Below are 20,182 nucleotides of genomic sequence, written 5' to 3' on the forward strand. Positions count from 1 at the left end.
ACTAGAATGTAGCAAAAATTTAGAATGGACGTGAAATAGAAGCATGGCACAGTTGTATTATCGTTATGGGACCATGAACTCAGGCAAGACGATTGAGATTCTCAAGGTAGCCTATAACTATGAGGAGCAAGGAAAGGGAGTCGTGATTATGACTTCGGCTCTGGATACGCGTGACGGTGTTGGCTATGTTTCAAGTCGAATTGGGATGAAAAGACCAGCAGTTGCTATTGAGGAAACAACGGATATTTTTGGATTTATCCGAGATTTACCTGAAATTCCATACTGTGTACTTGTCGATGAAGCCCAGTTTTTAAAGCGTCACCATGTTTACGACCTAGCGCGTGTTGTCGATGAGTTAGACATACCTGTTATGGCATTTGGTTTAAAAAATGATTTTCGCAATGAACTATTCGAAGGTTCAAAATATCTTCTGCTTTTAGCAGACAAGATTGACGAAATCAAGACCATTTGCCAGTATTGCAAGAAAAAAGCGACCATGGTGTTGCGTACGCAGAATGGTCTGCCAGTCTATGATGGTGAGCAGATCCAGATAGGTGGCAATGAAACCTATATCTCGGTTTGCCGTAAACATTATTTTGCACCACTGATAACATCTAAAAAGGAACAAGACTATGACAATTGAACTAAGAGATGTTACAATGGAAAATTATTTTGATGTTCTGAATTTGGATGTTAAAGAATATCAAAAACAATTTATTGCTACCAACGCAATTAGTTTAGCTGAAGCATATGTCTACACAAAAAATGGAGATTTTGTAGCTCCATTGGCAGTTTACGATAATGATGCAATCATAGGTTTTGTGATGTTAGCATATGATAAAAAGATAGGAATTAGTAATGGAAATTATTTACTTTTTCGTTTCATGATTGATAAGCATTTTCAAGATCAAGGATATTTTAAACCAATTATGGATAAGGTGCTAGACTATGTTCGGACAGCGCCAGCAGGTTTATCCAATAAACTTTGGTTGTCTTATGAACCAGAAAATGAACATGCAAGATCTTGTTACCTCAGTTATGGATTTAAAGAAACTGGGGAAATGTTTGAGAACGAAGTAGTAGCAATATACGATTTAACAATTGAGAAATAAGGAGAAAAAATGAATATCTATGATCAACTACAAGCTGTAGAAGACCGTTATGAAGAGTTGGGAGAATTGCTGAGTGACCCGGATGTCGTTTCAGACACCAAGCGTTTCATGGAGCTCTCCAAAGAAGAAGCTTCTACTCGTGATACCGTCACAACTTACCGTGAATACAAACAAGTTCTTCAAAACATCGTCGATGCTGAGGAAATGATTAAAGAATCAGGCGGAGATGCTGACTTGGAAGAAATGGCCAAGCAAGAATTGAAAGACGCTAAGGCTGAAAAAGAAGAATATGAAGAAAAACTGAAGATTTTGCTCCTTCCTAAAGATCCAAACGATGACAAAAATATCATCCTTGAAATCCGTGGAGCTGCAGGTGGTGATGAAGCAGCACTTTTTGCTGGCGATTTGCTAACCATGTACCAAAAATATGCTGAAGCTCAGGGCTGGCGTTTTGAAGTTATGGAAGCTTCAATGAACGGTGTTGGCGGTTTTAAAGAAGTAGTTGCTATGGTTTCTGGTCAGTCTGTTTACTCTAAACTCAAGTATGAGTCTGGTGCTCACCGTGTACAGCGCGTCCCTGTGACAGAAAGCCAAGGGCGTGTCCATACCTCAACAGCAACTGTCCTTGTCATGCCTGAAGTCGAAGAAGTAGAATACGATATTGATCCCAAAGACCTTCGTGTGGATATTTACCACGCATCTGGAGCTGGTGGACAGAACGTCAACAAGGTTGCGACTGCCGTTCGTATTGTTCACTTGCCAACCAATATCAAGGTTGAAATGCAGGAAGAACGTACCCAGCAGAAAAACCGTGAGAAGGCAATGAAGATCATTCGTGCGCGTGTTGCTGACCACTTTGCACAGATTGCCCAAGACGAGCAGGACGCAGAGCGTAAGTCTACTATCGGTACTGGTGACCGTTCAGAACGTATCCGTACTTATAACTTCCCACAAAACCGTGTTACCGACCACCGTATTGGCTTGACTCTTCAAAAACTAGATACGATTTTGTCTGGTAAACTAGATGAAGTTGTGGACGCCTTGGTTCTTTATGACCAAACACAAAAATTGGAAGAATTAAACAAATAATGAAATTAGCTCAAATGTTTAAAGATTTTGAGGAAAAGTTGATAGCGCAAGGAGAGGAAGCAGAAAGCCTCTCCTTTGTCTATCGTGGCCTGAAAAATCTATCTTTTACAGACTTTGTCTTTGCTCTTCAGCAAGAAATTTCAGAGAAAGAAAGACAGTTTGTAGAGGACATTTATAGGAAATTGGCAAATCATATACCTGCCCAGTATATTATCGGTCATGCTGAATTCTTTGGAATGCAGTTAAAAGTAGATGAGCGGGTCTTGATTCCCCGTCCAGAGACAGAAGAACTAGTGGAGCTCACCCTGGCTGAGAATCCAAAGGAAAATCTTAAAGTTCTGGATATTGGAACAGGGAGTGGTGCTATCGCTCTTGCCTTAGCTAAAAATAGACCTGATTGGACAATCACAGCTGCCGATATTTCTCAAGATGCTTTGGATTTGGCGATGGAAAACGCTAATAATCAAGGTCTAACATTATCCTTTATTAAATCTGACTGTTTTTCCGAAATTTCTTCAAAATATGATATAATTGTATCCAATCCACCTTACATATCTCGAGTAGATGAGGCAGAAGTAGGTTTGAATGTTCTCCATTCAGAGCCACATTTAGCCCTCTTTGCAGATGAGGATGGTCTAGCGATCTATCGCAGAATTGCGGAAGAATCAAAGGACTTTCTAAATGATGGTGGTAAGATTTATCTTGAAATTGGCTACAAACAAGGAAAAAGTGTGCCCGCTCTCTTTATGGAAAATCTTCCAGAGAAACGAGTTCGTACTCTGAAAGACCAATTTGGCCAAGATAGGATGGTTGTTGTTGATGATGGAGAAAATTAAGAAAGAGCTTGAAAATGGTGGAGCTGTAGTTTTGCCGACAGAAACAGTTTATGGTCTCTTTGCAAAAGCTTTGGATAAAAAGGCAGTTGACCATGTTTACCAGCTCAAACGTCGTCCTAGAGACAAGGCGCTCAATCTCAATGTCGCAAGTTTAGACGATATCTTGAACTTTTCTAAGAATCAGCCACCTTATCTCAATAAACTGGTTGAAAGTTTTTTGCCAGGCCCTTTGACCATTATCTTAGAAGCTAATGACAAGGTTCCTTACTGGGTCAATTCAGACTTGACGACAGTTGGATTTCGCATGCCGAGTCATCCTGTAACTCTGGAATTGATTCGTGAATTTGGCCCCTTAATCGGACCTTCTGCCAATATCTCAGGTCAATCAAGTGGAGTAGATTTTCACAAGATCCTTCATGATTTTGAGCAAGAGGTCGTGGGACTTGAAGACGATGCATTTTTAACAGGTCAGGATTCGACTATTTTAGACCTATCTGGCGATAAGGTGAAGATTCTACGCCAAGGAGCGATTACTCGAGAAGATATCCTTGCCAAGATACCAACAATTCCTTTTGAGGAGGTATGACATGCTACGTGATTTGAAAACAACAGATGTTACAGCTATTTGTGAGATTAATAAAGAAGCTTTAGGTTATTCGTTTAGTTTAGAGGAAACGGCTAGTCAACTAGCTAAGTTATCTCAGGACTCCCATCACTACCTACTGGGTTTCGAGGATTCGACCAGCCATGACTTACTTGGCTATGTCCATGCCGAGGTTTATGAATCCCTTTATTCAAAACCAGGTTTTAATATTCTAGCTTTAGCTGTTTTGCCTCAAACACAGGGCCAGGGTATCGGAAAAACTTTGCTCCAAGGATTGGAACAAGAAGCAAAAAAACGAGGCTATAACTTTATTCGCTTAAATTCTGCAGACCATCGTCTGGGTGCCCATGCATTTTACGAAAAAGTTGGTTATACTTGCGATAAAGTGCAGAAACGGTTTATTCGCATTTTTTAGTTTGGATTTTATATTCTTGTTGTAAAAACAAACTAAAGACCTGTCACACTATAAAGGAGAAGACCTATGATTTTTGACAAAGATGATTTTAAAGCTTATGACGCAGATCTTTGGAATGCTATCGCCAAAGAAGAAGAACGCCAACAAAACAACATCGAGTTGATTGCTTCGGAAAACGTAGTTTCCAAGGCTGTTATGGCTGCTCAAGGGTCTATCTTGACAAACAAATATGCCGAGGGGTACCCAGGACGCCGTTATTACGGTGGAACTGATGTAGTAGATGTCGTTGAAAGTCTAGCTATTGAACGTGCAAAGGAAATCTTTGGTGCAAAATTTGCCAATGTCCAACCTCACTCAGGAAGCCAAGCTAACTGTGCAGCTTACATGGCCTTGATTGAGCCAGGTGATACGGTCATGGGGATGGATTTGGCAGCAGGTGGTCACTTGACTCACGGGGCTCCAGTAAGTTTCTCAGGCCAAACCTACAACTTTGTTTCTTATAGCGTAGATCCAGAAACAGAGCTCTTGGACTTTGACGCTATCTTGAAACAAGCCCAAGAAGTAAAACCTAAACTCATCGTAGCTGGTGCTTCAGCCTATTCTCAAATTATCGACTTTTCGAAATTCCGTGAAATTGCTGATGTTGTTGGTGCTAAACTCATGGTCGATATGGCGCACATTGCTGGTTTGGTTGCTGCAGGTCTTCATCCAAGTCCAGTCCCTTATGCACATATTACAACAACAACGACCCACAAAACCCTTCGTGGACCACGTGGTGGTTTGATTTTGACTAATGACGAAGATCTTGCCAAGAAGATTAATTCTGCTATTTTCCCAGGTATCCAAGGTGGGCCATTAGAGCATGTTGTTGCTGCTAAGGCTGTTGCCTTCAAAGAGGTATTGGACCCAGCATTCAAGGAATATGCAGCAAATGTTATTAAGAACAGCAAGGCTATGGCAGATGTCTTCTTGCAAGACCCTGATTTCCGTATCATTTCTGGCGGAACTGAAAACCACCTCTTCCTAGTTGATGTAACAAAAGTTGTAGAAAACGGAAAAGTTGCTCAAAACTTGCTAGATGAGGTCAATATTACCCTAAATAAAAACTCAATCCCTTACGAAACATTGTCACCATTTAAGACAAGTGGTATTCGTATCGGTGCGGCGGCAACAACTGCACGTGGTTTTGGTGAAGCAGAGAGCCGTAAAGTGGCTGAACTTATCATTAAAACCCTTAAAAATGCAGAAAATGAGGCTGTTTTAGAAGAAGTGAGAAGCGAAGTCAAAGCCTTGACAGATGCCTTCCCATTATACGAGGACTAAAATTTTTATGGACATTTATATTAAGAGAGCTATTATCCATCAGTTCAGCCCAGATGACACGGAGTTGTTTCTAGCGGATAAATTTCTCAATATCACTCCAAAAATCGAAGAATATCTGCGCAAGAAAATCGAACGTGTGTATTCGGATGAAGCCAAGACTGGGATTTTCGAAGAAGAAAATCCCTTCTTCAATCATATTACAGATGATTTGTTGGAGACATCGGTGACACTGGCAAATCTCTGGAAAGAGGAGTTCAGTATTTCTGAAAATCTCAAGACCAATGACTTGATTTTTGTTCAGTTTTCTAAAGAAGGAGTAGAGCATTTTGCATTTCTACGTATTGCCTTGCGTGAGACCTTGACCCACCTTGGTGGAGAGGTTGATAATCCAATCAAGCTAACTCAAAACAATCTTCCAGGATTTGGTACAGGCGCAGATGAGGCCTTGGTGGTCAATCTTCAAAGCCGAAAATATCACCTGATTGAAAAACGAATCAAGTATAACGGAACTTTTTTGAACTATTTTTCTGAGAATCTGATACAGGCTCAGCCAAAGATTTCACCTAAGAAGTCAATCAAGGAACTGGAAAAAACAGCTCAGAGAATTGCTGAAACATTTAATACAGATGATTTTCAGTTTCAATCCAAGGTCAAGTCTGCTATTTTCAATAACCTTGAAGAAAGCAATGAATTGTCTCCTGAAAAATTGGCAAATGACCTTTTTGACAACAATTTGACAGCTCGATTGAGTTTTATTGACCAAGTCAAGGAAGCAGTGCCAGAGCCAGTTCAATTTGATGAAATTGATGCCAGTCGTCAATTAAAGAAATTTGAAAACCAAAAGCTTTCTCTGTCAAATGGGATTGAGTTAATCGTCCCCAATAATATTTACCAAGATGCTGAGTCGGTCGAATTTATCCAAAATGACAATGGTACCTACTCTATCTTAATCAAAAACATCGAGGATATACAAAGCAAATAATGTTTAAATTTATAAGAAGGGTCTTGGTGCTTGTTCTTATCTTATTTACTGGCTATAAACTTTTCCATATGTATCGGGATGTAAAGCAGGTCATGACCTATCAATCCTTGGTACGAGAGGTTTTAAGTGAGCAAGATACGCCAGCAAATGAAGAACTAGTCCTGGCCATGATTTATACCGAAACCAAAGGGAAAGAAAGCGACGTGATGCAGTCAAGTGAGTCTGCTAGTGGAACTACAAATACGATTTCTGACAATAGGAGTAGCATTCGTCAGGGAATTCAAACCTTGACAGAGAATCTTTATTTAGCTCAAGAAAAGGGTGTAGATGCTTGGACTGCTGTACAGGCCTATAACTTTGGGCCTGCTTATATTGATTTTATCGCCCAAAATGGGAAAGAAAATACCCTTGCCCTAGCTAAACAATACTCAAGAGATACCGTTGCTCCGATTTTAGGAAATACAACTGGAAAAACCTATCGATATGTCAATCCAATTTCCATCTTTCAAGGTGGAGAACTTTATGTGGATGGAGGGAACTATTATTACTCTAGACAGGTTCAACTAAATCTCTACATTATTAAATTTTTTAATCTATTTTAAGCACTTAGAAAATTCTAGGTGTTTTTATAAGCTTTCTTTAAGGCTAATAGACTATCCTAGATAGGAAAAGGAGGAACGTCTCATGCGAAAGAAATTCTTTCTGACTAGTGCTGCAGTTCTTTTAGCAGTTGCAACTTTGCAAAGCGCTCAAGCAGCCACTGATGTTCAAAAAGTAATTGATGAAACTTATGTTCAACCTGAGTACGTCTTGGGTTCTTCTCTTACTGAAGATCAAAAAAATCAAACATTAAAAAAACTTGGCTATAACGCCTCTACAGATACCAAAGAACTGAAGACTATGACGCCAGATGTCTACTCAAAGATTATGAATGTCGCCAATGACTCTAGTCTCCAGCTCTATTCGTCTGCCAAAATTCAAAAATTAGGTGAAAAATCTCCACTTGAAGTCAAGATTGAAACCCCTGAAAATATCACTAAAGTGACCCAAGACATGTACCGTAATGCGGCCGTTACCTTGGGTGTGGAACATGCTCGTATAACCGTAGCTGCTCCAATCCCTGTAACAGGTGAAAGTGCCCTAGCAGGTATTTACTATTCATTAGAAGCTAATGGTGTTCAACTTCCTCAAGAAAATAAAGACCTAGCTCAGGAAGAGCTAAAAGCCTTGTCAGACATTAACGATGAAAACAAGGACAAATCAGGCTATGATGCCAATAAACTCAATGTAGCCCTTGCCGATATCAAATCTGCTATCGCTAAAGCTAAAGAGTCTAAGGGTGAGCTTACTGAAGATGATGTTCGTAAGATTGTTGAAGATACGTTGAAAAATTATAAGTTGGATCAGGTTATAACAGGAAATCAGATTAATATCATCATCAACTTTGCCTTCAATCTTTCCAAGAGTGATATTCTCAATAACGAAGATTTCACAAAGACTCTAAAGGATCTGAAACAAAGTATCGTCGCGCAAGCAGGAGATAGTTTTAGCAATATAGACCTTAACTTTGATGCTAATAAAGCTATTCAAGACGGTGGCAATATCCTCAGTGCTATTTGGCAAGCAATTGTAAACTTTTTCAAGAGTTTTGGTGCTTAGGTTAATTCATGGTATAATAGATGGTAACAGAACAGTTGCCGTCTTTTTTTCGGCACATAGAAAGTGAAAAATATGTTAAAGAAAAATGATATTGTAGAAGTTGAGATTGTCGATTTGACCCATGAAGGAGCAGGTGTTGCCAAGGTCGATGGCTTGGTCTTTTTTGTAGAGAATGCTCTTCCGACTGAAAAAATCCTTATGCGTGTCCTTAAAGTCAACAAGAAGATTGGCTTTGGTAAGGTAGAGGAATATCTTACACAATCTCCACATCGTAATCAAGACTTAGATTTGGATTACCTACGTTCAGGCATTGCTGACTTGGGGCATCTAGCTTATCCAGAGCAACTCAAGTTTAAAACCAAGCAAGTAAAAGACAGCCTTTATAAGATTGCTGGAATCACGGATGTAGAGGTTTCAGATACTCTTGGCATGGAAAATCCGATAAAGTATCGTAACAAGGCTCAGGTTCCTGTTCGTCGTGTCAATGGTGTTCTGGAGACTGGTTTCTTCCGTAAGAATTCTCATGATCTTATGCCTCTTGAAGATTTTTATATCCAGGATCCAGTGATAGACCAAGTTATCCTTGCATTACGTGATTTGCTTCGTCGCTATGACTTAAAACCCTATGATGAGAAGGAACAGTCTGGCTTGATTCGTAACCTTGTTGTTCGTCGTGGCCATCATTCAGGTCAAATCATGGTTATCTTGGTGACAACCCGACCTAAAATTTTCCGAGTTGAACAGTTGATCGAACAAGTCATCAAGCAGTTCCCAGAGATTGTGTCTGTCATGCAAAATATCAATGACCAGAATACCAATGCCATTTTTGGAAAAGAATGGCGGGTTCTCTATGGTCAAGATTACATTACAGACCAAATGTTGGGCAATGATTTCCAAATCTCTGGACCAGCCTTTTACCAGGTCAATACAGAAATGGCTGAGAAGCTCTACCAGACAGCTATTGACTTTTCAGAGTTGAAGTCAGATGATGTGGTCATTGATGCCTACTCAGGAATTGGAACTATTGGATTATCTGTCGCTAAGCATGTTAAGGAAGTTTATGGTGTCGAAGTCATCCCAGAAGCAGTAGAGAATAGCCAGAAGAATGCTAGCTTAAACGGCATCACCAATGCCCATTATGTCTGTAACACAGCTGAAAATGCCATGAAGAATTGGCTCAAGGAAGGCATCCAACCAACTGCAATCCTAGTCGATCCACCACGCAAGGGCTTGACCGAAAGCTTTATCAAAGCAAGCGCCCAAACAGGAGCTGAACGCATCGCCTATATCTCCTGTAACGTCGCTACCATGGCGCGGGATATCAAACTCTACCAAGAATTGGGCTATGAATTGAAGAAAGTACAGCCGGTGGATTTGTTTCCACAAACACATCACGTTGAGTGTGTAGCTTTGATGGTAAAAGCCTAGAAACCTTTGAACGAAAGGGATAATCAAAAGCCTTGATTGTAAGGCTTTTTTTGTGTTTTTGTGATAGAATATAGGTAGTTATAATCGACAGCAACTAAGAAGCAGTAAAAATATTATTCATAAAATAATCAAGATAAGGGCAATAAAATGACAGAAATTGACAAAAAGAATTTAAAAAATTATCTTTATTGTACATTTGGAATTACTTATATAGCTTGGGGGATTCTTGCCATCTTTACGCAATCTCATATTTTTGGATTAGAAACGATTATAGGAAGAACTTTACATATAGTAGGTGCACTTGGACCAGCTATTGCAAGTGGCTTTTATTTGAAAAGGAATAATATAAAATTTAAACATTTTGTATTTAGTAAGAAAGAAAATAGTAGTGTTTATTTCATCATTCATTTGTTAGCGATTTTGATACTATTTTCTGTATCTTCCTTAGAATTAAATGAAGTATCAATTTATCTGATGCCATTATTCTTTATACAACTAATTTTTTTTGGTGGTGGACATGAAGAATTAGGATGGAGAGGAATATTACAACCCTTACTTGATAAAAAATATGCTTATTGGCAATCTAATTTGATTGTAGGATCAATTTGGGGAATATGGCATCTGCCTTTATGGTTTATAGTTGGAGAAAGTCATCAAGGATTTCCTTTCATTCTATTTTTTATATATACATTATTTTTAAGTTTTGTTTTTGGGCTTCTTTACCGTCAAACGAAATCTGTGGGGTACTGTCTATTATTTCATGCGTTCGCAAATTTGTTAAATCTCTATTTTGTGTTAAAAATTAATGTTATTTTTATTATCATTTTTATTGGTTATTTGGTTTATACTATATTGGCTAGTAATAGAATTAGTAAGGAAACAACATTTTAAAATTTAGATCAGGCTATCCTTTATTGAAAGTAACGATTTGCTAATTAGATGATCTATGTTAGAGAATTATCTATTATAATTTAAAGTGGAGTGATGAATATCGTTTCTTTTGGAACTAGCGAAAATCTTTCCGTTCCACAGTATCATTTTAAAATGATTTTCATTGCCTTTTGTTTATTAGTACAAAAAATATTATCACATGTCGAGTGTGTAGGTTTGTTAGTGAAATGTGGATAATCGTTCAAAAATCAGAAGGACTAGAGATGTATATGTTGGAATTGTATCAAAATCCTTCTTATAAAGATCTAGTCGCATTTGGGTCCTTAAAAGAAGGAAAAGAATTTGTATCTAAAATAACTGGATATACTCTAGAAAATGAAAATGATTTTGTTCAAGGTAATAAAGTAGAAATAACGAACATTTATATGAAAGGTTTAGAGTAAACATGAGTCTCTTATTTGAAGAATTTAAAACCATTTGTTTCCATTTAAATCGAGTCGGAATTACACCGACACTGATTGGGTCATTGGGATTGGAGTTTAGAACGAAAGAAAATTGGGGGCCGTCTGACATTGACATTCATGTGCCTGGTGACCCTAGAGGTTGGGAAGCGCCTGATCATCTCAGAATTTATGAATGGGACAAGATAATGAAAGTGATGAAAGACTTAGGCTACGTCTTAATAGATATTCATGAGCATGAATTCAAAAAGGATCGAGTGAGTGTTGAATATGGAAGTATCGATTCCTTACCTGATTTTGCAGGAGTTTCGGAATCGGATATAGAGCTTATTCACATTGAAGGTATCACTTTTCGTCTTCCAAGTCTGGAGCAGTATCTAAGTATTTACAAAGCTTCTTCTCAAGACTCCTATCGAAATGATCACAATAACAATAAGGATTTTAAAAAGATCGAGTGGCTGGAAAGACATTTGTAAATTAAGTAGTAAGTTGTAAGACTGGCTGCTATGTTATTTTTATTATCATTTTTATTGGTTATTTAATTTATACTATATTTGCGAGTACTAGAATTAGTAAGAAAAAGCAGGTGGAAAAATTGTAAAAGAGCCACAGGGACTTTTCTGGGGTGGATATCACGCATATTTTTCGGATTTAGATGGATATTATTGGGAAGTTTCTTGGGGACCCAATTTTCAATTTGATGAAAATGGACTATTGAAATTTTAGTAATTAAGGGAGATAGCAAAAATGGCTTCAAGTAAAGAATATTTAGATTTCATTTTAGAACAATTGTCCGAGTTGGAAGAAATATCATATAGAGCAATGATGGGTGAATATATAATTTATTATCGAGGGAAAATCATGGGTGGAATTTATGATGATAGATTTTTAGTGCAGCCTTTCAAATCTGCAATAGCGTATATGCCGAATGTAGAATACGAATTGCCGTATGAAGGTGCAAAGGAAATGCTATTGGTAGATGATGTTGACAACAAAGAATATTTAACCGGCTTATTTAATTCAATGTATGATGAGTTACCTGAAGCAAAACCAAAGAAAAATAAATAATAAAATCTCAGTTTATCTAGGTAATACCATTTAACGATAACCTTATGATATCGTTAAAAAGTATGTGGATATGTTCTCCATGACTGAGGATGTTCTGCCCATGCGATAGGACTCGTAGAATGAGGAGGGAAACCGACGAAATGATACGGTAAGTCCGAATCGCTGAGTGCGTGGCTCTGCTCTTCCGATCTGAGACATCGAAAAGTAGAAGGGGATGGTATTGGTATCAATCAATGAGTAACAAAGGAACAGCATGATTCGAAACATTTTCCTGTAATTTGCGGAGGAACATCAATATGGATGGAATAATAAAAGATTCTATAAAAACGGCTAAACTAATGAAACAATTATGGCCCCAATTGACCGATAAAGAAGCTATTGATGAAGTAAAAAGATATACGAATGGCAAAAATACTGCAATCTTTACTGAAGTTGAAGGTGACACAATTGTAGGTCTAGCACTATGTTCACTCAGATTTGATTATGTTGAAGGTTGTAAATATAGTCCTGTTGGATTCTTAGAAGGGATTATTGTCGACGAGGAATATCGTTTAAAGGATATTGCTAAAAATCTCTGTAAAAAATGTGAGGAATGGGCGAAAAATAAAGGATGTAAGGAATTTGCAAGTGACTGTACTTTAACGAATACGGATTCTATAAGATTTCATCTCAATATTGGATTTCAGGAGGCAAATAGAATTATTCATTTTAAGAAGAAATTATAATTTCAGAACGTGGTCAAAATTTATGTATCTTTAGGAAGTGTGAAAGATTGGACGAACAAATTTTTTTGATGGGTGGAAATCCGCCGATAAAGAACCATACGATTGTTAATAAAATTGTGTCATCAAGGAAGATCGAAAGAATTGTCATTTTTACAGTTTATCGAGAAAATTGGGAACCGTATATGAAAAAGTACACGGAAGTTTTCCGAAGCCATTTTTCTAACCTAAACACTGATTACTTACTCTTGGACATTGAACAGATTAATTTTAGTAGCTATCTAGATGCTGATCTAATTATCATAGGTGGTGGAAATACGGAAAAGTATTTAGCTACTTACGTCAATCAGGAGTTCAAGAATTATATCTATCATATGCTGAATAAAGGGGCGAAAGTTATGGGATTTTCTGCAGGAGCCCTATTATTAGGAGAAAAAGTCTATGTTTCACCAAATGATAATTCAGATCATCAGATAAAGATTAAAAATGGGTTGGGACTTTTTAGTCAGTTTTTAATTAGTGTCCATTATGATTCCTGGAATGATAAAGCTAATAAGGATAGAGCTGAAGAACTCGTTAATGTTCCCATAATCCCACTAAATGATCATTCCTGTCTTGTCTTGGATAAATCTGGAAACATTATTGAGAGAATTGACTAGTTTTCATTATCTAAATCTTGATCTAGGTAACTAAAGTGTAGACGAACTGGATAGGTTACTAGTGAAAACTGCAAAAAGTGTTGTGAAATGAATCGGAGTGTGCTTGATGGATTTTAGTAGTAAGATAGCCATAAATAAAGGGTGGTCAGATGATAAAAAATATTGTGTGACAGATCAAAATCAGCAAAAATATTTCTTGCGTGTTTCTGATAAGGAGAAGTTAGATTCTAAAAAATTTGAATTTGATATGATGGAGAAAGTAGCTTCTCTTGGAGTTCCGATGTGTAAACCAATTAGCATTGAACTCTGCGATGATGGAGTACATTCTTTACACGAATGGATAGACGGGAAAGATGCAAGAGAAACCATTTTAACTTATTCGAAAGAACAACAATACACTTACGGAGTAGAAGCAGGAAGTATACTTCGAAAAATTCATTCACTTCCTGTTACAGAAGTTCGTGAAGATTGGGAATCATTTTTTAATCGAAAAATTGATGACAAAATCAAAAAATACAAAGAATGTCCCGTCCAATACGAAAATGGTCAGATTTTTATTGATTTTTTAAATGCAAATCGAGAATTGTTAAAAGATAGACCACAGGTTTTCCAACATGGAGATTATCATATCGGGAATTTCATGATTGGTGAAGATCGTAAAATTTATGTCATTGACTTTGATCGATTTGATCTTGGAGATCCTTGGGAGGAATTCAATCGTATTGTATGGTCTGCTCAAGTTTCACCTTCTTTTGCCTCTGGTATGATAGATGGATATTTTGATGGTAAGGTTCCAGATTTATTTTGGAAACTTCTTGCTATCTATATTATAAATAACATAGTTGGTGCTCTGCCATGGGCTGTTCCTTACGGAATCGAAGAAATAGCAGTAATGCAAAATCAAGCTAAGGAAATTTTAGAATGGTATGATGATATGAAGCAAATCATTCCTAGTTGGTATTTGATTGAGAATCGGTTGAATAATAAAAGGGTTTAAATATCAATTTGAAAAAATGTCAAGATTATTTGCTCATATTATAATGAATTCAATTCTTTATTAATACCTATCGAGAAATATCTTGAAAATTGGGATGTTGTTTCGGGTTCAAGTTACATGAAAGAATATATTTTAAATTTAGAAAAAGAATTCTCTTTAATAGAAAATGGATTTAAAGAAGAAGAGCAAAGAGCTCTTGCTGACTATCTCTCGAACGATAATGCGTATACCAAAGAATTAGCATTTTTAGCTTTTAAATCCAATGTATATCAAGTTAGAATGTACAGTGTATTTCTCTTTGGATATTTGTCATCATATGAAGAAATTTTGATCTTCATGAGGGATGAGGTTTCAAAGGATGACAATTGGAGAGTTCAAGAAGTATTAGCAAAAGCATTTGATGAATTTTGTAAGCAAACAGGTTATGAAAAATCTCTTCCGGTTATTGACGACTGGCTACAAAATAATAATCCAAATGTCAGAAGAGCTGTTACAGAAGGTTTGAGAATATGGACGAGTAGACCATATTTCAAGGATAATCCAGATGAAGCTATTAAACGAATCGCAACATTAAAAGAAGATTCTAGTGAGTATGTTAGAAAATCAGTTGGTAATGCTTTGAGGGATATTAGCAAAAAATTTCCAGAGTTGATCAAAGAAGAACTTGATGGTTGGGATATTAATAGTAAAGAGATTCAACAAGTTTACAAGTTAGCAAGTAAATTTATTAAGTGACAATTATCAGCTATAAAGTTGAAAAAAGGGAACTATAAAATATTTTCATTCTAAAGTATAATTTTAAACAACAACTCTATCCCTTTCATTCTATAATATAGAAGTTTGCTAGCACCACATATTGAGGCTGTATCACTGCTTGTACGAGCTGAGGCATCAGCGAAGTAGAAGTAGATGCTCCGCCCATGGGACAGCTGTCGTAGAGTAAGGAGTTTACAACGAAACGATACGGTAACAGCGAACCGCTGAGAGTGTTTCTCTGCTCTTAAAAGTGAACGAAAGGAATAAAGAAAAGCGTGAAGGTAGCTTCTCTAATCGAATAGAGGGTAAGAATCAGAGTAATAGTTCAAGTTGGGCTTCTTGATACTATAGTCTGACATGCTATCAATCTATTTCAGAGCTGGACAAATTGTAGTAACTTTCCTTGAAGGAACTGAGGTAGATTTATAAGAGACTGTGACTGGGAAGTTGCAGTCTTTTTAGGGGTTTAATGGTATAATGAGATTATAAATGTGTATAATATTTAAATTCTCTGGAGGACGCATAATGTTGAATTTAGTAAAAGGTCACCGAGTTAGCTTGGTAGAAAGCCTATTTGAATCATTTACAAAGTTAACTGAACATCATTTGACGGCGAATGTACACGCAGAAAAAATATTAGAGGTTTTTCAACACTTTATTGCGATTCATGACGAGCCCTTATTTTTTATTTTGGAATTGCCTGTCAGTATTGATAGAGAAAAAGTGATAGCAAAGAATATTATCAAGGAATCCCATAAGGATGTTTATTATATTGATGGTTGTTCAAGAGAGGAATGCCTAGCACTGTTGATTAGATACGGTGATTTGCTTATTAATGATGGACTTAGTCAGTTTGGATTTGGTGGGCATAAAAGTCATGATGAGATCATGCTTGATAGCTATAATGTTGTGACAATTTATAGTAAAGAACTATCGAAATTTAATGACTTTTTTGAACCTCATAATATTCAATTTGTAGAAGAACTAGTGACAGCTTGGAAAACTTTTTCTAAGACCTCACCAGGAATCTCTGAAATCTATGAAAGTAATGGAAAAACTGTTTATGACTTGCCTGAAGAATTAGCTGAATGGGGAATATATTTAGCTGAAACTCGAACAGAATAGGTATAGTTATAGATTAGAAAGAGAATATTTCAATTCCTCTAATACCCGAAATTTAACTTGAGTCAATTTATAGAAGGAAAAGTTAGATATAAGTACATGTTGAGGCGGTAAGTTTGCTAGTCAAGGAGTAAAACGACGAAGATTAGCATTTACTTCCGCCCATGCGATAGCTGTCCGTGATTGACAAGTGCTAGCACGCAGACAGAACGGAGATAGCGAACCGCTGAGTGTGTCGCTCTGCTCGTAAAAGCTTAGAAACCTTTGAACGAAAGGGATAATGAAAGCCTTGATTGCAAGGCTTTTTGCTTTATGGTGGGTAAGTATCAGAGTGAGAAAATTTTTGGAATGAGTAGAAGTGATAGCTAGAAATTATCAGTTTCTATTTCCATTTACCCTGTGGGTACGTGTTTGTTTCCATTGACAAGGAGTTTGTGGGAATAGAAATGTACCCACCTTGTTTGAATCAAGTGAAGTGTAGTTGAAGGAAATCTGTTGAAAGCAATACTTCATTTTACCGAATAAGTAATAATTTAGGCAACTTCAAATCGATTAAAAAAAACTATTTTAAAGGTTAAGAGTAGACAAAAATTGTCCACTCTTTTTTGCAAACTCAATTTATCAATAAATGAAATGAGGGAATGTAAAATGAAATATTTTGAGGTTGAGTTAGAAAATCCTGATGAATTTTTAAAACTACAAACAGAAGATTTTGTGAAAGCTAATCGCTTGCTACTAAGGAAGATAATCCAGAGCGTTACAGTCTATGAAGAAAACTTCGTCATATCCTTTAAATCTGGCATCGAATTGGAAGTATGAGTCTCATTCCATAACTTTTATATTGAACATATCATCTTGTTGTGTTATACTATAAATTGATATAAACAAAGATGTAGGAGGAACCGAAACTATGACAGCCTCAATGCGTTTAAGATAAGCTGGCAATAAAAAAAGCAGAATCTATACCCGATGATAGGCTTTTTTGTTGTGCTTATTTATACGATATTGAGCATTCATTAGTTACGGTGAGGATATTGGTTATTTAACTATACCTTTATTTAACTATGTCTTTAATATGAATGTTTCCAAATTGTATGTATGCAGACCAAAAGCCACATTGTGGGGTTTGGCCTGCATTTTTTATTGCCTAGAATGCTATTCAAAATAGAAATTCAAGCAAAATAATATGCAGGAGATAATATAAATGGAAAAATACAACAATTGGAAACGAAAATTTTATGCAATATGGGCAGGGCAAGCAGTATCATTAATCACTAGTGCCATCCTGCAAATGGCGATTATTTTTTACCTTACAGAAAAAACAGGATCTGCGATGGTCTTGTCTATGGCTTCATTAGTAGGTTTTTTACCCTATGCGATTTTGGGACCTGCCATTGGTGTGCTAGTGGATCGTCATGATAGGAAGAAGATAATGATTGGTGCCGATTTAATTATCGCAGCAGCTGGTGCAGTGCTTGCTATTGTTGCATTCTGTATGGAGCTACCTGTCTGGATGATTATGATAGTATTGTTTATCCGTAGCATTGGAACAGCTTTTCATACCCCAGCACTCAATGCGGTTACACCACTTTTAGTACCAGAAGAACAGCTAACGAAATGCGCAGGCTATAGTCAGTCTTTGCAGTCTATAAGCTATATTGTTAGTCCGGCAGTTGCAGCACTCTTATACTCCGTTTGGGATTTAAATGCTATTATTGCCATCGACGTATTGGGTGCTGTGATTGCATCTATTACGGTAGCAATTGTACGTATACCTAAGCTGGGTAATCAAGTGCAAAGTTTAGAACCAAATTTCATAAGGGAGATGAAAGAAGGAGTTGTGGTTCTGAGACAAAACAAAGGATTGTTTGCCTTATTACTCTTAGGAACACTATATACTTTTGTTTATATGCCAATCAATGCACTATTTCCTTTAATAAGCATGGAACACTTTAATGGAACGCCTGTGCATATTTCTATTACGGAAATTTCCTTTGCATTTGGGATGCTAGCAGGAGGCTTATTATTAGGAAGATTAGGGGGCTTCGAAAAGCATGTATTACTAATAACAAGTTCATTTTTTATAATGGGGACCAGTTTAGCCGTTTCGGGAATACTTCCTCCAAATGGATTTGTAATATTCGTAGTTTGCTGTGCAATAATGGGGCTTTCGGTGCCATTTTATAGCGGTGTGCAAACAGCTCTTTTTCAGGAGAAAATTAAGCCTGAATATTTAGGACGTGTATTTTCTTTGATCGGAAGTATCATGTCACTTGCTATGCCAATTGGGTTAATTCTTTCTGGATTCTTTGCTGATAAAATCGGTGTAAATCATTGGTTTTTACTATCAGGTATTTTAATTATTGGCATTGCTATAGTTTGCCAAATGATAACTGAGGTTAGAAAATTAGATTTAAAATAAACAATATTGGAGGAATATTTATGTATCTTATTTTCATGTAACTCTTCCTGCTAAAATCGCAGGGTTTTCCCTGCATACAAGCAAATGAAAGCATGCGATTATAGACAGGAGGAAATGTTATGGAATTAATATTAAAAGCAAAAGACATTCGTGTGGAATTCAAAGGACGCGATGTTTTAGATATAAATGAATTAGAAGTATATGATTATGACCGTATTGGTTTAGTAGGAGCAAATGGTGCTGGAAAAAGCACTTTACTCAGGGTACTTTTAGGAGAATTAACTCCCCCAGGATGTAAAATGAATCGTCTGGGTGAACTTGCCTATATTCCCCAGTTGGACGAAGTAACTCTGCAGGAGGAAAAAGATTTTGCACTTGTAGGCAAGCTAGGTGTTGAGCAATTAAATATACAGACTATGAGCGGTGGTGAAGAAACAAGGCTTAAAATAGCACAGGCCTTATCGGCACAGGTTCATGGTATTTTAGCGGATGAACCTACGAGCCATTTAGACCGTGAAGGAATTGATTTTCTAATAGGACAGCTAAAATATTTTACAGGTGCACTGTTAGTTATTAGCCATGACCGCTATTTTCTTGATGAAATAGTAGATAAAATATGGGAACTGAAAGATGGCAAAATCACTGAGTATTGGGGAAACTATTCTGATTATCTTCGTCAGAAAGAGGAAGAACGTAAGAGCCAAGCTGCAGAATACGAACAATTTATTGCGGAACGTGCCCGATTGGAAAGGGCTGCGGAGGAAAAGCGAAAACAGGCTCGTAAAATAGAACAGAAGGCAAAAGGTTCTTCAAAGAAAAAAAGTACTGAAGACGGAGGGCGTTTAGCTCATCAAAAATCAATAGGAAGTAAGGAAAAAAAGATGTATAATGCTGCTAAAACCCTAGAGCACAGGATTGCGGCCTTAGGAAAAGTAGAAGCTCCGGAAGGCATTCGCAGAATTCGTTTCAGGCAAAGTAAAGCATTGGAGCTCCATAATCCATACCCTATAGTCGGTGCAGAAATTAATAAAGTATTTGGGGATAAGGCTCTGTTTGAAAATGCATCTTTTCAAATTCCGTTAGGAGCAAAAGTGGCGTTAACTGGTGGTAATGGAATCGGAAAAACAACTTTAATCCAAATGATCTTAAACCATGAAGAAGGAATTTCTATTTCGCCTAAGGCAAAAATAGGTTACTTTGCACAGAATGGTTACAAGTACAACAGTAATCAGAATGTTATGGAGTTTATGCAGAAGGATTGTGACTACAATATATCAGAAATTCGTTCAGTGCTAGCATCTATGGGGTTCAAACAGAACGATATTGGAAAAAGTTTATCTGTTTTAAGCGGTGGAGAAATTATAAAATTGTTGCTTGCTAAAATGCTCATGGGTAGATATAACATCCTAATAATGGATGAACCCAGTAACTTCCTTGACATACCAAGTTTAGAGGCTTTGGAAATACTAATGAAGGAGTACACCGGAACTATCGTGTTTATCACCCACGATAAACGATTACTCGAAAATGTAGCAGATGTAGTTTATGAAATTAGAGATAAGAAAATAAATCTGAAACATTAAATTTAAGGTAGTCGCTGGTCAGTATAGTCTGTTCTGGTTGGCGACTCCATTGT

Annotated in this window: 23 protein-coding genes and 1 pseudogene; all 24 read left to right on the forward strand. The window is 37.0% G+C overall.

From position 1 onward, the window contains the following. The first annotated feature begins 43 nt into the window (after positions 1 to 43). Positions 44 to 643 carry a thymidine kinase gene (locus QM867_RS00860; RefSeq protein ID WP_414314934.1) on the forward strand — a complete coding sequence of 200 codons (600 nt, stop codon included), beginning with the start codon at positions 44 to 46 and terminating at the stop codon, positions 641 to 643. Further along, a complete protein-coding gene (locus QM867_RS00865; RefSeq protein ID WP_414314935.1) occupies positions 633 to 1,112 on the forward strand; it encodes a GNAT family N-acetyltransferase in 480 nt (159 codons plus the stop codon). Before QM867_RS00860 ends, QM867_RS00865 begins: the two co-directional genes overlap by 11 nt. Positions 1,113 to 1,121: 9 nt before the next feature. Next, a complete protein-coding gene (gene prfA / locus QM867_RS00870; protein WP_223339630.1) occupies positions 1,122 to 2,201 on the forward strand; it encodes a peptide chain release factor 1 in 1,080 nt (359 codons plus the stop codon). Further along, positions 2,201 to 3,037, forward strand: coding sequence for a peptide chain release factor N(5)-glutamine methyltransferase (prmC, locus tag QM867_RS00875; RefSeq protein WP_414314936.1), 837 nt, complete (start codon positions 2,201 to 2,203; stop codon positions 3,035 to 3,037). The genes prfA and prmC overlap by 1 nt, the downstream gene beginning before the upstream one ends. Continuing rightward, entirely contained in the window at positions 3,021 to 3,623 is a 603-nt protein-coding gene (locus QM867_RS00880) for an L-threonylcarbamoyladenylate synthase (RefSeq protein WP_414314937.1), read from the forward strand. The genes prmC and QM867_RS00880 overlap by 17 nt, the downstream gene beginning before the upstream one ends. Position 3,624: 1 nt before the next feature. Beyond that, on the forward strand, positions 3,625 to 4,056 hold the full coding sequence (locus QM867_RS00885) for a GNAT family N-acetyltransferase (protein WP_248034340.1): 432 nt from the start codon (positions 3,625 to 3,627) through the stop codon (positions 4,054 to 4,056). Between the two features lie 66 nt (positions 4,057 to 4,122). After that, positions 4,123 to 5,379 carry a serine hydroxymethyltransferase gene (gene glyA / locus QM867_RS00890; protein ID WP_414314938.1) on the forward strand — a complete coding sequence of 419 codons (1,257 nt, stop codon included), beginning with the start codon at positions 4,123 to 4,125 and terminating at the stop codon, positions 5,377 to 5,379. Positions 5,380 to 5,386: 7 nt separating this feature from the next. Beyond that, the gene (locus tag QM867_RS00895; RefSeq protein WP_414314939.1) at positions 5,387 to 6,361 is read left to right on the forward strand and encodes a nucleoid-associated protein; all 975 of its coding nucleotides are present in this window, start codon (positions 5,387 to 5,389) and stop codon (positions 6,359 to 6,361) included. Then, a complete protein-coding gene (locus QM867_RS00900) occupies positions 6,361 to 6,963 on the forward strand; it encodes a lysozyme family protein (protein ID WP_075231768.1) in 603 nt (200 codons plus the stop codon). Before QM867_RS00895 ends, QM867_RS00900 begins: the two co-directional genes overlap by 1 nt. An 82-nt stretch (positions 6,964 to 7,045) precedes the next feature. Next, positions 7,046 to 8,020, forward strand: a complete 975-nt coding sequence (locus QM867_RS00905; protein WP_049509015.1) for a DUF1002 domain-containing protein — start codon at positions 7,046 to 7,048, stop codon at positions 8,018 to 8,020. Positions 8,021 to 8,092: 72 nt separating this feature from the next. After that, the gene (rlmD, locus tag QM867_RS00910) at positions 8,093 to 9,448 is read left to right on the forward strand and encodes a 23S rRNA (uracil(1939)-C(5))-methyltransferase RlmD (protein ID WP_414314940.1); all 1,356 of its coding nucleotides are present in this window, start codon (positions 8,093 to 8,095) and stop codon (positions 9,446 to 9,448) included. Between the two features lie 147 nt (positions 9,449 to 9,595). Next, on the forward strand, positions 9,596 to 10,339 hold the full coding sequence (locus tag QM867_RS00915) for a lysostaphin resistance A-like protein (RefSeq protein ID WP_414314941.1): 744 nt from the start codon (positions 9,596 to 9,598) through the stop codon (positions 10,337 to 10,339). 263 nt (positions 10,340 to 10,602) lie between these two features. Continuing rightward, on the forward strand, positions 10,603 to 10,782 hold the full coding sequence (locus QM867_RS00920) for a hypothetical protein (protein ID WP_414314942.1): 180 nt from the start codon (positions 10,603 to 10,605) through the stop codon (positions 10,780 to 10,782). 2 nt (positions 10,783 to 10,784) lie between these two features. Next, a complete protein-coding gene (locus QM867_RS00925) occupies positions 10,785 to 11,276 on the forward strand; it encodes a phosphoribosylanthranilate isomerase (protein WP_414314943.1) in 492 nt (163 codons plus the stop codon). Between the two features lie 109 nt (positions 11,277 to 11,385). Then, positions 11,386 to 11,526 (forward strand): annotated as a pseudogene (locus tag QM867_RS00930) (VOC family protein); the annotation flags it as partial. 21 nt (positions 11,527 to 11,547) lie between these two features. Further along, positions 11,548 to 11,868: a TfoX/Sxy family protein gene (locus QM867_RS00935; protein ID WP_414314944.1), complete on the forward strand. Its 321-nt coding sequence runs from the start codon at positions 11,548 to 11,550 to the stop codon at positions 11,866 to 11,868. Between the two features lie 296 nt (positions 11,869 to 12,164). Next, entirely contained in the window at positions 12,165 to 12,593 is a 429-nt protein-coding gene (gene aac(6') / locus QM867_RS00940) for an aminoglycoside 6'-N-acetyltransferase (protein WP_414314945.1), read from the forward strand. Between the two features lie 47 nt (positions 12,594 to 12,640). After that, the gene (locus QM867_RS00945) at positions 12,641 to 13,249 is read left to right on the forward strand and encodes a Type 1 glutamine amidotransferase-like domain-containing protein (RefSeq protein ID WP_414314946.1); all 609 of its coding nucleotides are present in this window, start codon (positions 12,641 to 12,643) and stop codon (positions 13,247 to 13,249) included. A gap of 106 nt (positions 13,250 to 13,355) precedes the next feature. Beyond that, positions 13,356 to 14,246: an aminoglycoside phosphotransferase family protein gene (locus QM867_RS00950; RefSeq protein WP_414314947.1), complete on the forward strand. Its 891-nt coding sequence runs from the start codon at positions 13,356 to 13,358 to the stop codon at positions 14,244 to 14,246. A gap of 117 nt (positions 14,247 to 14,363) precedes the next feature. After that, entirely contained in the window at positions 14,364 to 14,981 is a 618-nt protein-coding gene (locus tag QM867_RS00955) for a DNA alkylation repair protein (RefSeq protein WP_414314948.1), read from the forward strand. A 546-nt stretch (positions 14,982 to 15,527) separates the two neighbouring features. After that, positions 15,528 to 16,127, forward strand: a complete 600-nt coding sequence (locus tag QM867_RS00960) for a hypothetical protein (protein WP_414314949.1) — start codon at positions 15,528 to 15,530, stop codon at positions 16,125 to 16,127. A 645-nt stretch (positions 16,128 to 16,772) separates the two neighbouring features. After that, entirely contained in the window at positions 16,773 to 16,943 is a 171-nt protein-coding gene (locus QM867_RS00965) for a hypothetical protein (RefSeq protein ID WP_000873143.1), read from the forward strand. A 385-nt stretch (positions 16,944 to 17,328) separates the two neighbouring features. Further along, the gene (gene mef(A), locus QM867_RS00970) at positions 17,329 to 18,546 is read left to right on the forward strand and encodes a macrolide efflux MFS transporter Mef(A) (protein WP_000417519.1); all 1,218 of its coding nucleotides are present in this window, start codon (positions 17,329 to 17,331) and stop codon (positions 18,544 to 18,546) included. A 119-nt stretch (positions 18,547 to 18,665) separates the two neighbouring features. Next, positions 18,666 to 20,129, forward strand: a complete 1,464-nt coding sequence (gene msr(D) / locus QM867_RS00975) for an ABC-F type ribosomal protection protein Msr(D) (protein ID WP_000420313.1) — start codon at positions 18,666 to 18,668, stop codon at positions 20,127 to 20,129. The last annotated feature ends 53 nt before the right edge of the window (positions 20,130 to 20,182 follow it).

Origin of the sequence: Streptococcus infantis (assembly GCF_047463635.1) — a bacterium.
GTDB lineage: Bacteria > Bacillota > Bacilli > Lactobacillales > Streptococcaceae > Streptococcus > Streptococcus infantis_W.

Bases quoted from the DNA above. Each gene is read 5' to 3' on its own strand.
- QM867_RS00915 (WP_414314941.1), top strand. From the start codon at position 9,596: ATGACAGAAATTGACAAAAAGAATTTAAAAAATTATCTTTATTGTACA.
- QM867_RS00865 (WP_414314935.1), top strand. From the start codon at position 633: ATGACAATTGAACTAAGAGATGTTACAATGGAAAATTATTTTGATGTT.
- QM867_RS00900 (WP_075231768.1), top strand. From the start codon at position 6,361: ATGTTTAAATTTATAAGAAGGGTCTTGGTGCTTGTTCTTATCTTATTT.
- QM867_RS00960 (WP_414314949.1), top strand. From the start codon at position 15,528: ATGTTGAATTTAGTAAAAGGTCACCGAGTTAGCTTGGTAGAAAGCCTA.
- rlmD (WP_414314940.1), top strand. From the start codon at position 8,093: ATGTTAAAGAAAAATGATATTGTAGAAGTTGAGATTGTCGATTTGACC.
- QM867_RS00880 (WP_414314937.1), top strand. From the start codon at position 3,021: ATGATGGAGAAAATTAAGAAAGAGCTTGAAAATGGTGGAGCTGTAGTT.
- QM867_RS00965 (WP_000873143.1), top strand. From the start codon at position 16,773: ATGAAATATTTTGAGGTTGAGTTAGAAAATCCTGATGAATTTTTAAAA.
- QM867_RS00950 (WP_414314947.1), top strand. From the start codon at position 13,356: ATGGATTTTAGTAGTAAGATAGCCATAAATAAAGGGTGGTCAGATGAT.
- QM867_RS00885 (WP_248034340.1), top strand. From the start codon at position 3,625: ATGCTACGTGATTTGAAAACAACAGATGTTACAGCTATTTGTGAGATT.
- glyA (WP_414314938.1), top strand. From the start codon at position 4,123: ATGATTTTTGACAAAGATGATTTTAAAGCTTATGACGCAGATCTTTGG.
- QM867_RS00895 (WP_414314939.1), top strand. From the start codon at position 5,387: ATGGACATTTATATTAAGAGAGCTATTATCCATCAGTTCAGCCCAGAT.
- QM867_RS00955 (WP_414314948.1), top strand. From the start codon at position 14,364: ATGAAAGAATATATTTTAAATTTAGAAAAAGAATTCTCTTTAATAGAA.
- QM867_RS00860 (WP_414314934.1), top strand. From the start codon at position 44: ATGGCACAGTTGTATTATCGTTATGGGACCATGAACTCAGGCAAGACG.
- QM867_RS00905 (WP_049509015.1), top strand. From the start codon at position 7,046: ATGCGAAAGAAATTCTTTCTGACTAGTGCTGCAGTTCTTTTAGCAGTT.
- QM867_RS00925 (WP_414314943.1), top strand. From the start codon at position 10,785: ATGAGTCTCTTATTTGAAGAATTTAAAACCATTTGTTTCCATTTAAAT.
- prfA (WP_223339630.1), top strand. From the start codon at position 1,122: ATGAATATCTATGATCAACTACAAGCTGTAGAAGACCGTTATGAAGAG.
- QM867_RS00935 (WP_414314944.1), top strand. From the start codon at position 11,548: ATGGCTTCAAGTAAAGAATATTTAGATTTCATTTTAGAACAATTGTCC.
- prmC (WP_414314936.1), top strand. From the start codon at position 2,201: ATGAAATTAGCTCAAATGTTTAAAGATTTTGAGGAAAAGTTGATAGCG.
- QM867_RS00920 (WP_414314942.1), top strand. From the start codon at position 10,603: ATGTATATGTTGGAATTGTATCAAAATCCTTCTTATAAAGATCTAGTC.